This window comes from Streptomyces sp. NPDC003393 (assembly GCF_053589015.1).
Genome location: NZ_JBSFRB010000001.1, coordinates 323,781 through 339,468 on the forward strand (window position 1 = coordinate 323,781; position 15,688 = coordinate 339,468).

The following is a 15,688-nucleotide window of genomic DNA, read 5'->3' on the forward strand; positions in this document are numbered from 1 at the left end:
CCGCTGAGCGAGAGGGCCGGTCGTGACGGCACCCGGCCCGGTCGACCTGCCGGCACTCCGTGAGGGTACGGGCCCTCACGGAGTGCCGGTCGGGATCAGTAGCTGAACTGCTGCACCTGCGCGTCGAACGCGCCGTACGTCCAGCCGGTCCGGGTGGACGGGTCGAGCTGGACGGAGTTCATCTGCCCGCCGTGGATCAGGGACCCGCCGTGCGCGGCGACGGTGAACCCGGAGAGGGTCCGCAGGACGGTGCCCGAGGCGAGATCGATGATCAGCAGCTGGCCGGTGGCGTTGCTGTCCAGGACCAGCGGCTGCTGGGACCCGAAGTACGCCTGGCCCGGGGGCGTGGGATACGAGACGACCGCGATCTTGTTCTTGCCGTCGATCGCCATCGACGCCGGGGCGCCCTGCCGGACGGTGATCGACGCGTCCTGGTTTCCGGTGGCCGTGTCCAGGCCTGTCAGCACCGCCGTCGGCACGATCTTCGTGCTGATCGACGTCGCCGACAGGTTGTAGAGGTGGCCCTGGCCGTCGGAGTCGAAGCCGTAACTGCACCCGGGCATCGATCCGGCCTCGGTGACGGCCCGGGTCGTCAGATCCACCCGGGGCACGACCATGCCTCCCAGGCACAGGAACGCCGACGCGCCTTTGGCCAAGTAGACGGCACCGGAGGACGTGTCGAAGTCCAGCAGGCTGTACGTGCCCTTGGGCACGTCGGGCAGGTCGGCCGGGATCGGGTCGCCGGAGGTCCCGGTGGCGAGATCGACGGGCAGGACGAGGTCGCTGTCGTCGGAGCCGCGCAGCAGCACCCCTCCCCGGTCGTGCACGGCGTCGACCCGGCCGGCGACGAACGTGTACCGACCGTTCTCCAGCGAGGTGGAGCCCATGAGCGTGTCGGTGGCGGTGTTCCACGTCTCCACCCGCACATCACCGCCCGGTGCCGCCTGGTGCACCACCAGGGCGCGGTGTGCGACTCCTGCCACGCCCAGCACCTCGTAGTCGGAGCCGGTGCCGGCGTCGGAGGCGATGACGGCGCCGTAGTCGCCGGTGGCCGTGGAGTAGTGCCGGAGTTCGGTACCGCCCGAGGTGGTGCGCAGGGCGGCCACGGAGTCGGTGCCGGCCGCGGCGAAGCTCAGCACGGTGCTGCCGTCGGGGGCGAGCCCGTCGTCGACCGCGAGGGTGGAGGACGGCGAGGCCTGGCCGACGATGTGGTGGCCCTTGTCCAGGGCGAACACCCGCACGCCGTAGCTGTCGGAGCCGGCCAGGCCGAGCGCCAGGGCGTCCAGGTGCACCGAGCCGGAGGTGGCCGGCAGGACCCGGTGGACGGTGGAGGGCGTGTTCACGCCGTCGTTGTCGAGCCGGTCGCCGTCCGCGTTGGTGAACGTGTTGACCGAGCCGTAGACGGTGGGGCCGGGCGCGGAGAACTCGACCTCCGCGTACGCGGCCCGGTGCACGCTCCGCACGTCGTAGTGCAGGTCGAACCCGGGTGCGACCCGGGTGACCTCGGCGGTGTGGCCCTCGACGCGGTTCTTCCCGGTGAGGGTCGGCGCGGCCGGACGGTCGGCCGCCGTGCCGCCGGCGACCCGGACCGGCGCGAACTCCCCGTATCCGACGGCCGTGGGGTTGCCGCCGAACCCGGAGGTCGAGATGCCGACGCCGTAGAGCCCGCCCCCGGAGAACGCGTCGGCCGGGACGGTGACGGTGCCTTTGGTGCCGGTGAGTTCCTGGTGCCAGGCGGCGCCGAACACCGGTCCGAGGGTCGGGTTCCAGTGGCCGACGCCGGACACCACCAACTGCGGTGCGGAGACGTTCTCGACACCGGTCAGGTCGTAGGACACGGTGACCGGGTGCCCTTCGGGGACGACCGCGGGCGCCTTGGGCGCGGCGGCCTCGGCGTACCGGCCGTCGCTGGGGCCGACGGTCAGAGTGCGGGTGGCGGTGGCGCGGGTGCGGCCGTGGACGGCGACCCGGTAGGTCACCGTCACCCGGCGGTCGGTGTCGGAGACGTCCGGAAGCCCTGTCGCGGCGAGGAGCTGATGTGGCGTCACCCGGATCGCCGGGCCGTGCGAGCGGAACACGGTCGATCCGACGGTGAGGGTGTACTGGGCGCGCTCGCCGTCCAGGCCCACGACGTCACCGGCAAAAGTAACCGGGCCCACCAGCCCCTCTCCGGTACCGCCGGACGCGGCGTCGCCGAGGTCGATGCGGTCCTGGTCGGTCGTCTCCGTGAAGGCGCTGCCGAGCCCGCCGATGGTGACCCGGTGCGCGACCGACAGCCTGACGAGGGCCGGAGTGCCCGCGGGGCGGCCCAGTGCCCGCTCGGCGGCCGCGGTGACGTCGATCTGCGGGCCGACGTGCAGCGTCCGGTCGATCTGCGGCGGCGTGGGCACGTCTCGGCCGGTCTGCTCCAGAACGTGCCTGACCTGGGCCGGAGTCAGGTCGTGCCCGGCGAGCCGGCCGGCTTGCAGGACGACTGCCGCCGCGGCGGCCACCTCCGGCGCGGACGCGGACGTACCGCCGGTGAGCGACACGGACACGTCCTGCGGAGAGCCTCCGGCGGGGTGGGAGAACGCGAGGACGTTGTCGCTGGGCGCCGACAGGTCGACGCGGGTGCCGAAGCCGGAGGAGAAGGTGCCCGAGCCGCTGATCCGGGTCTCGGCGGTGGTCGCGGCGCCGTCCGTGCCCTGGGCGAGGGTGTCGTCCAGAGTGGTGCCGCCGACGGACATCGCGCCGCTGTCGGGCACCTTCGACGGGGTGGTGGACTCCGCGTCGTCGTCGATGTCCGTGGCCGACTGCTCGCCCGGCGCGAGGTCGGTGGGCGTGCTGCCGCCGTCGGGGCCGACAGCGGCGGGGGTGTACAGGCGGGTGCCGTCGTTGGAGGAGATCGACACCACGATGCCGTCCCGGTGCACGATGGAGGCGACGACCGACCGGATGAACGGGTCGTCCTCCAGGTAGCGCCCGGGGAATCCCTCCGCGTCGGTGCCGAAGCCGAGGCTCGCGGTGATGACGTCGGGCTTGGGCGACTGGTGCGCGGCGGCCAGCAGCGCGCCGGCTATCCGGTCGATGGTGGGCTGCTGCGGGACGACGAGGCGGTAGTCGGCGCCGGGCGCGATGCCCAGCAGGTCGGTGTAGCCGCTGCCGGTCGCCTCGGGGCGCTGCCGGTCGTGCGTCAGCGGGGCCATCACGCTGAAGTCCAGCATGGCCTCGCCCAGCGCGGGGTCCTGATGCTCGGTGGACGCGGCGGCGTCCAGGCTGCCGTCGTCGCCGGCGACGTAGGTGGGGATCAGCGGCATCGACGGCAGGTCGAGGTAGCGCCGGCCGTCCTTGACCACCGTGGTGGGGCCGTTCGACCGCACGTAGTCGTCGCCGCCGTCGGCCATCGACTGGTCGGTCAGGTCGCCGATGCAGACATTCGTGATGGTCTCGCCGTCGCCCGGCTGCTGCCCGTAGTGGCCCAGCAGCGAGAACGCGCCGGCGGCGTCGACGCCGCCGGCGTTGAGCAGCGCCTGGGCGGAGGTGGCCAGTCCGAAGTTCCGCGGCACCGAAGCGGGGTCGGTGCCCGGGGCCGGCTCGGCGCTGACCGCCCTGGCGGCCTTGGTCACCGCCGAAGGCAGCGGCCGGGCACCGCTGTTCATGGTGTTCACATAGCGGTCGGGTTCGGCGTAGGAGACCCCTGGGGTGCCCCGCAGGGCCCGCGCCACGGCTGCCGAGTCACGTCGGCCGGTCTGCAGTACGTAGGTGCGCGACAGGTCGGCCGCGTCATCACCCAGGCGTGAGCGAGCCGATGACGTCACGTCAGCGGCGGCCGAAGACGACAGGCCGGGGAACAGCGGGCGCAGGGATGTGGCACCGACCGACCGCAGCTTCGCGTCGAGGTCGGGGCTGCTGGTCTTCGGGACACGGGCCGCCTGCCGCGTACCGGCCACCGGGTGGCCCGTCACCGACGTCGTCGGGTCGAGAGTGACCAGAACCTGACCGGGGACGGCGCCCTGGTGCTGGGCCGGCGGCTCGGGGACCGCACTGCCCGAGGAGGGGCCGTCGAGCGGCGTCCGGGCCGACGGCATCGCGGTGGGTTGCGGCGCTGCCTCGGCCGGCACGGCCAGGGCGACGGCTGAGGAGACGACGGCCAGGGCGACGGACAACCGGGCGAACCGGCTGCCTGGCGAACGGCGACGCGGGGGCATGAGGACACCTTCCGAGGGGGCAACACGACAGGGACGTCCGCCCGCTCGTCATCGGCGTAGGAGGACGTCCCTTCCAGGGAAGATGCCAACTACACGCAAGACAGCACAAGATTGCGGCAGTGGCCGAAGTGAGCCAGCTGGCGAGGTGTCGCCACACGAGGCGGAAGAAGGCATGGAACTCAACGTACTGGGACTCACCGCCGACACCGAGCATGCCTACACGGCCCTCATAGGCATGCCGCGCTGTACTGCGTCCGAACTCGGCGCGGTGTGCGGGCTGTCGGCCTCCGCTGCCGGGCGGCTGCTGTCGCGATTGGTGAAGGACGGTCTCGCCACACGCGCCGCCGGCCGTCCGCCGCGCTTCACGGCGACCGCGCCCGAAGTCGCCGTCACCGCGCTGATCCAGGAGCGGGAGCACCAACTCGACGCGGCCCGTTCACTGGTGCAGCGGCTGGCGGAGACACACCGGGAGGCGAACCGGATCAGCCACCCGGACATCGCGGTTGAGCTCCTCACCGACCGGGGGGACATCAGCGCCGCGGTGCACCGGCTGACTTCGAGGGCCCGCCGGGAGGTACGCGCCTTCGACCGCCCTCCGTACATCGACCGCCCGGGTGCCAACCTGGAGACCCAGACGCAGCGGCAGCGTACCGGCGTCAGCCATCGGGTGATCTACAGCCGTGCGGCGGTGGCCTGGCCCGGTCGGCTGCACGGTGACATCCTGCCGAGCGTGCGCGGCGGCGAACACGCGCGGGTCCGGGCCGAGTTGCCGCTGAAACTGGTGGTCAGCGACGACCAGGCCGCGATCATCCCGTTCAGCCTGGCGCCCGGCGGCCACTCGGCCGCGTATCTCATCCGTCCCTCACCGATGCTCGTGTCCCTCGAGGCACTCTTCGAAGCGGAGTGGGAGCGCGCCGTGCCGCTGCGGGACGCGGCGCCGCCGCGGGGCGCCGACACCGCGGCGGAGACGGTCACGGCGGATCCGGGGCCGGCCGCCGTACAGGCGGAGGCCGAGCGCCGGGCCCTGCTGACCATGCTCAGCTCCGGCCTGACCGACGCGGCGATCGCCCGGACGCAGGGCTGGAGCCCGCGCACCACGCAGCGCCGCATCCATGACCTGATGACGGAACTCGGGGCGTCCACCCGGTTCCAGGCCGCGGTCATGGCGGCCCGCCGGGGCTGGCTGTGACGCGGCACACCGCCGCCCCGGCCCGGCTGCGGGGTGGCGGTGCGCGCGCCACGCAGTGCGACCGCGCCGCAGCCGATGGTGACGACCTGGCCCCGGCTGCGCTGTTCCGGCCGCCGCGGCGTCCATGCGCCTCGGTCACCCGGCGCACGCGGCCCCGACAGGGACGTGCGCTGCCCGAAAACGGTATCTAGGGTGGGGGATGCAGGTCTGTGACACGGCCTGGAACGAGTGACGAAGCAGGAAGAAGAAGCAGGAAGACGCGCGACGCGGTGCCCGGCCCGCCGTGGGCCCGGCCGCGACCAGCAGCGACCCGTGCGGAGCGGGCGCACGCCGTCGGGCGTGGGGGATGAACCAAGGGCGGTTCTGAACCATGAGGGACGCAACGCGGCTCGAGCCCGTCTCGGCGAACCCGGGCGACGGCACCGTACTCGCGGCGTGGGAACGGTTCGTGCAGGGCGAGGACCAGGTCACGGGTGTCCGCCCCCTGGTGGCGGTCTCATGGCGTCGCTGCCGTGAGCAGTACCGGGTCGATCCTCACCTCACCCAGGCCCCGGCAGCCGTCGCGGAGCCCGGCCGGACGCCCGAGCACGATGTCGTCATCGCCGAGCTGGGATTCCGTGCCGCGTCCGTGGCACATGAAGTGGGCAACCTCGGTGGCGTGGTCACCGTCGCCGATGCCTCGGGCCGGATCCTGGCCGAGTGGGGTGATCAAGCCACGCGCGCCAGGGCGGACGCCTCCCATCTGGCGCCCTGGTTCTGCTGGTCCGAGTGCGCGGCCGGCACGAACGGCATGGGCACGGCGCTCGAGGCGCACGGCCCGGTGCCGATCCGGGGCGCGGAGCACTGGTGCCAGGCGTTCCACAACTGGGTCTGCGCGGGCATCGCGGTCCGTGACGTGGTCACCAAGGAACCGATCGCGGTCCTGAGCATCTGCTGCTGGCGCAGCGAGCTCCCCGCGGCCGCGGAATGCTGGCTGGCGAACGCGGCCACGATGACCCAGCGCCCGCTGAAGAGGCGCGCCCGGGACAGCGGCGCCGAGCTGGTCGCGGCCTACACCCGGGCCAGGACCCGCTCCGGCGCAGCGCTCGCCGCGGTGGACGCCGCGGGCAAGGTGGTGATCGCCGACGACAGGGCGAGCGGGCTCCTGGGTGTCCCGGCGTCCACCCCGGCGGTCGACCCCACGCTGCGCTGGACCCCTGGACTGCCGGAACTGACCGCGGCCGCCCGGCACGCGTCCGGGCAGGCGGCACACGATCCCGGCTGGGTCGGATCGACGCAGATCTTCGCTCACCTCGCCGACGAGCCGACGCCGATCAGCATCCGACCGGTCTTCTCGTCCGGACACCTGATCGGGAACCTGGTCTCGTTCGGTGCCGCCGACGGGGCGCGGGTGCCCGAGACGGAGTGGTCCGCGCACCACCGCGCGCGTCCGCGCCGACTGGTGGGCCTGCGCGGCAACCGGATGGTGCTGCTGCGGCTGCCGGAGGTCCTCTTCGCCGAGTCGCGGGGAAACGACGTGTGGCTCTCCACCGATCAGGGGTCGTTGCGAGCCACCCCGTCGAGCCTGGACAGGCTCGACAGCGAACTGGCGGACGCCGGCTTCCTGCGGGTGCACCGCCGGTATGTGGTCAACCTCGGCCGTGTCCGGGAGATCGAGCGCGGGTCCAAGGGTGAGCTGTCCCTGGTCATGGACGACCGCACGAACGAGATGGTGCCGGTCTCCCGACGGCACGCGCCGGTCGTACGTCGCGCGCTGGGCATCTGACAACCCCGGCACGACTCTGCTCCCGGAAGGAGTCCCGTGTCCGACAGTCCGGACGCCGTTGTCGGCGAGAAGAGCACGGGGAGCGCGGGCGGCCTCGGCCACTCGGTCCCGGCCGGTCACCGCGGCCACCACGGTCACCCGATGGGGAGCGCGGGCGATCGCGACTGGTGGCCGAACCGGCTCGACCTGGCGGTCCTCCGGAAACACCCCGCCATGGTCGACCCCATGGGCGAGGACTTCGACTACGCCGCGGAGTTCCGCACGCTCGACCTCGACGCCCTGGCGCGGGACGTCGACGAGGTGCTGACGACGTCGCAGGAGTGGTGGCCGGCCGACTTCGGCCACTACGGCCCGCTGGTGATCCGGATGGCGTGGCACGGCGCCGGGACGTACCGCGTCGACGACGGGCGCGGTGGCGCGAGCGCGGGCATGCAGCGTTTCGCGCCGCTGAACAGCTGGCCGGACAACCGCAACCTCGACAAGGCGCGCCGGCTGCTGTGGCCGGTGAAGAAGAAGTACGGCCGGAAGATCTCCTGGGCCGACCTGATGGTCTTCGCGGGCAACCGCGCGCTGGAGACGATGGGCCTCACGACCTTCGGCTTCGGCGGCGGCCGGGTGGACGTCTGGGAGCCCGACGAGGACGTCTACTGGGGCCCCGAGCGGGTCTGGCTGGGCGACGAACGCCACAGCGGTGTCAGGGAGCTGGAGCGTCCGCTGGCGGCCGTCCAGATGGGTCTCATCTACGTCAACCCCGAGGGACCGAACACCGTCCCGGACCCGCTCACCGCGGCCAGGGACATCCGCGAGACCTTCCGGCGCATGGGGATGAACGACGAGGAGACCGTCGCGCTGATCGCGGGCGGCCACACGTTCGGCAAGACGCACGGCGCGGCCGACCCGGACGCCTGTCTCGGCCCCGGCCCGGAGGGCGCCCCTCTCGAGGAGCAGGGCCTGGGCTGGAAGAGCGCCTACGGCAGCGGAAAGGGCCGGGACGCCGTCACCAGCGGGCTCGAGGGCACCTGGACTCCCACCCCGACGACATGGGACAACGGCTTCTTCGCGACCCTGTTCGGCTACGAGTGGGACGTGGAGCTGAGCCCCGGCGGCCTGTGGCAGTGGATTCCGAGGGACGGCGGCGGAGCCGGTACCGTCCCGGACGCCCACGACCCGTCGGCACGGCACGCCCCGACGATTCTGACGACGGACCTCGCCCTGCGGTCGGACCCGGTCTACGAGCCGATCTCGCGGCGCTTCCTGGAGAACCCGGACCGGTTCGCGGACGCGTTCGCCCGGGCGTGGTTCAAGCTGACGCACCTCGGCATGGGCCCGATCCAGCGCTACCTGGGACCGCTGGTTCCCCCGGAGCCGCTGATCTGGCAGGACCCGGTCCCCGCCGTCGACCACGAGCTCGTCGGGGCGGCGGACATCGCCGTGCTCAAGAGCCGGATCCTCGCCTCCGGGCTGCCGGTCCCCCGGCTCGTCTCGACCGCGTGGGCGTCCGCCTCGACGTTCCGCGTCAGCGACAAACGGGGCGGGGCGAACGGCGCGCGCATCCGCCTCGAGCCGCAGCGCGACTGGGAGGTCAACGAGCCCGACACGCTGGCACAGGTGCTGCGCACCCTGGAGGAGATCCGGGAGTCCTTCAACGGTTCCCGGACCGGGAACAGGAAGATCTCGCTGGCCGACCTCATCGTGCTCGGCGGGGCCGCCGCCGTCGAGCAGGCCGCCAGGACCGCCGGCCATGACGTCCGGGTCCCCTTCACTCCGGGACGCACGGACGCCGCGCAGGAATGGACCGACCCGGCGTCCTTCGCCCCGCTCGAGCCGGCCGCGGACGGGTTCCGCAACTACCTGGGCAAGGGCGTCCGGCTGCCGTCGGAGCACCTGCTGGTGGACCGCGCGAACCTGCTGAACCTCACCGTGCCCGAGATGACCGTCCTGGTGGGTGGCCTGCGCGTGCTGGGCGCGAACCACCGGCAGTCACCCCTGGGCGTCCTCACCTCGGCACCCGGGTCGCTGACCAACGACTTCTTCGTGAACCTGCTCGACCCGGACACGGAATGGGAGCCGACCTCCGCGACGGCGGACACCTTCGAGGGCCGCGACCGCGCCACCGGCGAGGTCAAGTGGACCGGCAGCCGTGTCGACCTCGTCTTCGGCACGAACCCCGAACTGCGCGCCGTCGCGGAGGTCTACGCGAGTGACGACGCACCGGAGAAGTTCGTACGGGACTTCGTCGCCGCGTGGGACAAGGTCATGAACCTCGATCGGTTCGACCTCGCCTGATTCCCTCATGGGGCCGCCGACGGCAGCGGACGGGGTGCGAACGGTAGCGGGCCGCGGACGAACGGCATGAGCGGCCCCGAGCCGTCGTTCACTCTTGTCGGTGTGATCCGCCCGGCGTAGCGTGTTTATTGATTGCTCATTCATCCCGCTTTTTCGATGTGATTCATCCGGCGTGACATCTTCCTCGGTCGCCGACTGTTTCCGGATATCGCGACGCAAAAATGAATTCAAAAAGGTCCACTCATCACAGGTCCGTTCATGAGGAGAGTGAAGCCCCGATGACGACCGCGCAGGAGCGATCCGACCTGCTGGACCAGATCGGGTTGAACACACAGAACAAAGCAACGCTGGGTCAGGTGCTGGGCACCGGAAGCATCGGCCGGGCCACCGAGGAATCGGACGGCCGTATGAAGGCCACCATTCGCATTCACCCGGACGAACTGACCTGGGATCCCGAAATTCTGGTCATGCCGCACGGAGGCGACATCGAGCTCGAGCTCATCAACGACGATCTGAACACCCACTGCGCGCTGCTGCCGAGCAACGGCGACCGGAAGTTCATCTGGCTGGTGAACCATTCACGGGGACGGGCGAACCTCAACCTCGACGGACCGGGCTACTACTGGTTCTGCTCGCCCACGGGCAACGACGAGGGCCGGGGACTGACCGGCGCCATCGTCGTCCTGGGGGACGCTCCGCCGGAGGCCCGCCTCGACCGTCCGGCACAGCCGCGACCGTAAGGAGATGGAGGCGGAGCGCATGACCGTCGACTACGTGGACGCGGGTTGGGCCGTCGACCAGGGAAGCCTGAGCGGCAAGGTCGCGGGCGGGGATGTCGCGCCGCCGGTGGTGGCCGGCGTCGACTACGAACGCATACTCCACGCTCGCGAGGAACCCCAGAACTGGCTCACCTACTACGGCGCCTACAACGGACAGCGGTACAGCCCGCTGGACCAGCTCAACACCGAGAGCGTCAAGCGCATGGTCCCCGCATGGGTCTTCCAGGCAGGCACCACCGGCCTGATCGCGGGCGCGTCGACCTACTCGTTCGAGGCCGCACCGATCGTCGTCGACGGGGTCATGTTCCTCTCCGGCTGGGACGGCTGGGTGTGGGCCCTGAACGCGAAGACGGGGGTGGAGATCTGGCGGTACAAGCACGCGGTTCCCTTCGACGTGTCCCTGTGCTGCGGGAACGTCAACCGTGGGGTCGCCGTGGCCCAGGGGAAGGTCTTCTTCGTCACGGCGAACGCGCGTGTGCTCGCCCTCGACGCGACCACCGGCAAGCGGGTCTGGGACAGGACCTACGGAGACGTCCGGGCCGGGGAGAGCGCCACGGTCGCACCCCTGGTCGTGAAGAACATGGTCATCGTCGGAAGCTCCGGCGGTGAGTTCGGGGTACGCGGCCACCTCGACGCGTTCGACCTAGAGACCGGCGAGCACCAGTGGCGCTGCTACACGGTGCCGAAGCCCGGGGAACCCGGCGCGGAGACCTGGCCCGCCGACGGCGAGGCCTGGGCACGGGGAGGAGCGAACTGCTGGCTCACCGGCACCTTCGACCCGGAGACGAACCTGCTGTACGTCGGCACCGGCAACCCGGCGCCCGACTTCGACGGAGCCGTCCGCGAGGGCGACAACCTGTTCACCGACAGCATCATCGCCGTGGACGTGGACAGCGGCCAGATGCGCTGGCACTACCAGTGCACCCCGCACGACCTGTGGGACTACGACAGCATCGCCGAATGCATCCTGTTCGAGCAGGACGGGCGCAAACTGCTGGGCCACTTCGACAAGAACGGCTACTTCTTCGTCCTCGACCGCACGAACGGCGAGCGTGTGGGGATCACCCCCTTCGTGGACCGCATCACCTGGGGTGCGATCACGCGGGACGGCCGGGTGACGGCCAAGGTGTACCCGGACAAGGAGGGCGAACCGGTCCACTTCTACCCGGGTCCCGCGGGCGCCAAGGAATGGACGCACGCGGCCTACAGCCCGAAGACCGGGCTCTTCTACGTCCCGGTCCAGGACACCGGGGCCACCGCCACCCGGCGGCGGCGGGAGTTCAAGGAGAGCATCCCGTACTGGGGCGCGGGCGTTCAGGTGGACATCGAGGACATGGCTGGGTCCGTCAGCGCCTTCGACGCCACCGGCGAGGAGAAGTGGCGCTGGCGCAACGAACTGCCGATGTGCGCCTCGGTGCTGGCCACCGGTGGTGACCTGGTGTTCGCCGGTGAACCCTCCGGCGAGTTCAACGCGTTCGACGCGCGCACCGGCGAGCTGCTGTGGCAGTTCCAGTGCGGAAGCGGGCACCACAGCAGCCCGACCACCTACATGGTCGACGGCAGGCAGTACGTCGCCGTACCGGTCGGCTGGGGCGGCTGGGCCGAGGGGTTCCTCCCCGGCATGCTCGGCGCCGGGCACGGGAGCGCCCTGCTCGTCTTCGCCCTTCCGGAACCGGTCTAGCGCGTGACCGGAGCCTGCCGCCCCTGGCGGAGAGGAGGTGAATCCATGGAGTCCGAGCTCGCTGTCTGGGAGACACCGGAGTTCGACGAGATCGTGGTCGCGGCCGAGGTGACCATGTACCTCGCTCGGTTGGAGGAGTAGCGGACGAGAGGACCAGCGGACGCGGGGTGGCGCCGGTGACGGTCCGGCGCCCCCGGCGGTTCGGGACGGTCGCGGACGGCTGGGCCGGCGACGGGCCACAGCGGCGATGAACGGAAGTGGCGGTGTGTTGCTGCGGGTGCTGGGGTCGGCGGCGGGGGGCGGTTCCCCGCAGTGGAACTGCGGCTGCCCGGTGTGCGCCGCCGTCCGCTCCCGGGCCGGTCCCGCGCGCACCCAGTCGTCGGTCGCGGTCAGCGCCGACCGCCGCCGGTGGTTCCTCATCAACGCCTCGCCCGACGTGCGCGGCCAGATCGAGGCCTTCCCGGGCCTGCACCCGCACGAGGACCGGACGACGCCGATCGAGGCGGTGCTGCTCACCGACGCCGAACTCGACCACACACTGGGCCTGCTCCTGCTGCGCGAGGCCCGCGCCCTGCGGCTGTACACCACGTCGGCGGTGCGCAAGACCCTGTGCGACGGCTCGGGGATTCTGCGCACGCTCGAGCGCTACTGCCCGGTCGAGTGGAGTGCGGTGCTCCCCGGCGCCGCAGTCGCCCTGTCGGAGGGGCTGTCCTGCCAAGCCTTCGACGTGCCCACCAGCAAGCGGGCCCGGTTCGGAGCCGGGCCGGACCAGGGCCGCGTCGTGGGTTACCGGCTGACCGACGAGCGCAGCGGGGGGACGCTGGTGTACCTGCCGGGAGTGCAGTCGCTGACCCCGACACTGCGCGGCGAGATCGAGGGTTGCGCGTGCCTGCTGATCGACGGTACCTGCTGGCGCGACGACGAACTCGTACGGCTCGGACTGGCGGGGAAGACGTCCCGGGAGATGGGCCACCTGCCCGTCGGCGGACCGGACGGCAGCCTGGCGCAACTGCCCTCGCTGAGGGTGGGGCGGACCGTCTTCGTGCACATGAACAACACCAATCCGATGCTCCTCGAGGACACGCCCGAGCGGCGTACCGTGGAGGACAAGGGCATGGAGGTTGCCATGGACGGCCTTGAGGTCCAGGTGTAGTGCCGTGACGACGACGGCCACGGCAACCGGCGCCGACGGCTTCGTCGAGGCGTTGCGGGCGCACTCGCGGCGGTACCACGACCAGCATCCGTTCCACGTCCGGATGAACGACGGCCGGCTGAGCCGCCCGCAGATCCGGGGCTGGGTGGCCAACCGCTTCTACTACCAGGAGAACATTCCCCGCAAGGACGCCGCGATCCTCTCCAACTGCCCCGACCTCGAGGTCCGGCGCCGCTGGATCCGGCGGATCCTCGACCACGACGGCACCGCGGCCGGTGAGGGCGGCATCGAGGCGTGGCTGCGGCTCGGCGAGGCCGTCGGGCTGACCCGCGAGGAGATCCGGGACCACCGGCACCTCGTACCCGGTGTGCGGTTCGCCGTCGACGCCTATGTGAACTTCGCCCGGACCCGCCCGTGGGTGGAGTCGGTGGCGTCCTCGCTCACCGAGCTGTTCGCGCCCGATCTGATGGCGGCGCGGCTGGCCGCGTTCGAGCGGTGGTACCCGTGGATCGACCCCGGGGGCCTCGCCTACTTCCGCGCCCGTCTGGAGCAGGCCCCCCGGGACTGCGAGCACGCCCTCGAGGTGGTCACCGGGCACTGCCTCTCCGCGGAGTCCCGGGCGCGTGCCGTCGACGCGCTGTCGTTCAAGTGCGACGTCCTGTGGAGCGTGATGGACGCCGTCGACCAGGCCTATCCGGAGTGACCATCATGGACGCGACCCCTACCGGAACGAACCGGACCGGGACCAGGACCCGCCCCGGTGCCGGGCTGTCCGGTTCCGACCGGCCCCGACTGGCGCGCCATGTCCGGATGGCCTTCTCCCGGAGCAGGCAGCGTCCGATCCTGCTGCATCCCGAGGCCGTGGTGGTGCTGAACGGGAGCGGCGCGGCCATCCTCGAACTGTGCGACGGCCGGCACACCGTGGCCGAGATCGTGAGCGAACTGGGCGGGCGCTACCGGACCGTCCCCGACGACGAGGTGCGGCAGTTCCTGACCCGGCTCGTCGCCCGGCACTGGGTGGAGCTCGGCGATGGATAGCCCGTTCGGGTTGCTGGCCGAGCTGACCTACCGTTGCCCGCTGGCCTGCCCGTACTGCTCCAACCCGCTGAACCTGGCCGACTACGGGGACGAGTTGACCACCGGCGAGTGGCTGCGCGTGCTGACCGAGGCCGAGGACCTCGGAGTTCTGCAGTGCCATCTGTCCGGCGGAGAGCCGCTGCTGCGGCGCGACGTGGTGGAGCTTGTGGCGCACGCCCACGAGCTGGGCCTCTACACCAACCTCATCACCAGCGCCCTGGGGTTCTCGCGTCCGAGGGCCGAGCAGTTGCGGGCCGCCGGCCTGGACCATGTGCAGATCAGCATCCAGGCCGCCGAGCCGACCGTGTCCGACCGGATCGCGGGCACCCCGTCCTTCCACCGCAAGATCGAGGCGATGAGGGTGGTCAAGGAGGTGGGCTGGCCGCTCACCATGAACGTGGTGCTGCACCGGCACAACATCGACCGCCTCGCCGACGTGCTCGCCCTGGCCGAGGAGGTGGGCGCCGACCGGGTGGAGCTGGCCAACACCCAGTACTACGGCTGGGCCTGGCGCAACCGTGACGCGCTGCTGCCGAGCCGGGCCCAGCTCGAGGCGGCCGAGGCCGTCGTACGGGCCGCGGGTGAACGGCTTCGGGACCGCATGGACATCATCTACGTCATCCCCGACTACTACAGCCGCTATCCGAAGCCCTGCATGGGCGGCTGGGCCTCCCGGCAGCTGACCGTGACACCGAACGGAGACGTCCTGCCCTGCCCGGCCGCCCAGTCCCTGCCGTTGCCGCGGGCCAGCGTGCGGGAGGAGACGCTGGCACGGATCTGGGCCGAGGCCCCGGTGATGACCGCGTTCCGGGGGACGGACTGGATGCCGGAACCCTGCCGTAGCTGCCCCCGGCGGGAGGTGGACTTCGGCGGTTGCCGCTGCCAGGCCTTCCTCCTCACCGGCGACGCCGCCCGCACCGACCCGGTCTGCCACCTGTCGCCCGACCACGGCCTGGTCACCCGGGCGGTCGAGGCCGCCAACGCCGGCTCGCGGCCCGGCGACCGTCCGCTGATCCCCCGCCCGCACCGGCTTCACTCAGGCCCTACCTAGACGCGGGCGATCATCCTGATCTCGATGAGCTGCTCCGGGAAGGCCAGACCGGTCACGCCGACCAGCGTGCTCGCGACCTGCGGGTCCTCCTGCCCGTAGGCCTCCTTGCGGACCGGGCCCGCCACCGCGAAGGCCGCGGGGACGTCCAGCACGTACAGCACCTCCTCGACCACGTCGTCGAGAGAGGCCCCGAACCGCTTGAGGATCGCCTGGGCGTTGGCGTAGCTGACCCGCATCTGCTCGCCCATGTTGGAGTAATCCGTCGGCCTGCCCTTCTCGTCCACAGGGGCCGGTGCGTGCAGCTGGTTTCCCTTGTTCGCCAGCTGGCCGGAGATATAAATCGTGTCTCCGCGCCGGATCGCCTGGACATATCCGTATTCGCTTTCCCAGGGAACCCCGAAGTTCTCCACCTGGGTCGTCTTGCCGGCCGACACCGTCACACCCATCGCCTCCGAATATTGAACGCTGATCAGTGTCTGATAAACGTAAACCGGGCGGAACCCGTCGGCAAGCGGCAGAG

12 protein-coding genes are annotated in these 15,688 nt (G+C 71.4%); 10 read left to right on the forward strand and 2 right to left on the reverse strand.

The genetic code is table 11. The features are described 5' to 3' along the window. Positions 1–95 precede the first annotated feature (95 nt). Positions 96–4,187, reverse strand: coding sequence for a S8 family serine peptidase (locus tag ACWDUZ_RS01485; protein ID WP_451629699.1), 4,092 nt, complete (start codon positions 4,185–4,187; stop codon positions 96–98). Positions 4,188–4,359: 172 nt separating this feature from the next. Between ACWDUZ_RS01485 and ACWDUZ_RS01490 the strand changes: the two genes are divergently transcribed. The 10 genes from ACWDUZ_RS01490 (at position 4,360) to pqqE (ending at position 15,168) form a co-directional block, all read left to right on the forward strand. Continuing rightward, positions 4,360–5,376, forward strand: coding sequence for a helix-turn-helix domain-containing protein (locus ACWDUZ_RS01490; RefSeq protein ID WP_451629700.1), 1,017 nt, complete (start codon positions 4,360–4,362; stop codon positions 5,374–5,376). Positions 5,377–5,746: 370 nt separating this feature from the next. Beyond that, positions 5,747–7,141 (forward strand): LytTR family transcriptional regulator DNA-binding domain-containing protein, encoded by a 1,395-nt coding sequence (locus ACWDUZ_RS01495; protein ID WP_451629701.1) that lies wholly within the window; start codon positions 5,747–5,749, stop codon positions 7,139–7,141. A 36-nt stretch (positions 7,142–7,177) separates the two neighbouring features. Further along, entirely contained in the window at positions 7,178–9,427 is a 2,250-nt protein-coding gene (gene katG, locus ACWDUZ_RS01500) for a catalase/peroxidase HPI (protein ID WP_451629702.1), read from the forward strand. Positions 9,428–9,705: 278 nt separating this feature from the next. Continuing rightward, positions 9,706–10,167: an MSMEG_3727 family PQQ-associated protein gene (locus ACWDUZ_RS01505; protein WP_451629703.1), complete on the forward strand. Its 462-nt coding sequence runs from the start codon at positions 9,706–9,708 to the stop codon at positions 10,165–10,167. Positions 10,168–10,186: 19 nt separating this feature from the next. Further along, a complete protein-coding gene (locus tag ACWDUZ_RS01510) occupies positions 10,187–11,887 on the forward strand; it encodes a PQQ-dependent dehydrogenase, methanol/ethanol family (protein ID WP_451629704.1) in 1,701 nt (566 codons plus the stop codon). Between the two features lie 45 nt (positions 11,888–11,932). Continuing rightward, complete coding sequence (pqqA, locus tag ACWDUZ_RS01515) at positions 11,933–12,028, forward strand: pyrroloquinoline quinone precursor peptide PqqA (protein WP_063766868.1); 96 nt, start codon at positions 11,933–11,935, stop codon at positions 12,026–12,028. Between the two features lie 106 nt (positions 12,029–12,134). Beyond that, positions 12,135–13,040, forward strand: coding sequence for a pyrroloquinoline quinone biosynthesis protein PqqB (pqqB, locus tag ACWDUZ_RS01520; protein ID WP_451629705.1), 906 nt, complete (start codon positions 12,135–12,137; stop codon positions 13,038–13,040). 4 nt (positions 13,041–13,044) lie between these two features. Further along, the gene (gene pqqC, locus ACWDUZ_RS01525) at positions 13,045–13,743 is read left to right on the forward strand and encodes a pyrroloquinoline-quinone synthase PqqC (RefSeq protein WP_451629706.1); all 699 of its coding nucleotides are present in this window, start codon (positions 13,045–13,047) and stop codon (positions 13,741–13,743) included. A 5-nt stretch (positions 13,744–13,748) separates the two neighbouring features. Then, positions 13,749–14,078: a pyrroloquinoline quinone biosynthesis peptide chaperone PqqD gene (gene pqqD / locus ACWDUZ_RS01530; RefSeq protein ID WP_451629707.1), complete on the forward strand. Its 330-nt coding sequence runs from the start codon at positions 13,749–13,751 to the stop codon at positions 14,076–14,078. Further along, a complete protein-coding gene (pqqE, locus tag ACWDUZ_RS01535) occupies positions 14,071–15,168 on the forward strand; it encodes a pyrroloquinoline quinone biosynthesis protein PqqE (RefSeq protein ID WP_451629708.1) in 1,098 nt (365 codons plus the stop codon). The genes pqqD and pqqE overlap by 8 nt, the downstream gene beginning before the upstream one ends. Here the strand turns inward: pqqE and ACWDUZ_RS01540 are convergent. Next, positions 15,165–15,614, reverse strand: coding sequence for a Rid family hydrolase (locus tag ACWDUZ_RS01540; RefSeq protein WP_451629709.1), 450 nt, complete (start codon positions 15,612–15,614; stop codon positions 15,165–15,167). The genes pqqE and ACWDUZ_RS01540 overlap by 4 nt on opposite strands. Between the last annotated feature and the right edge of the window lie 74 nt (positions 15,615–15,688).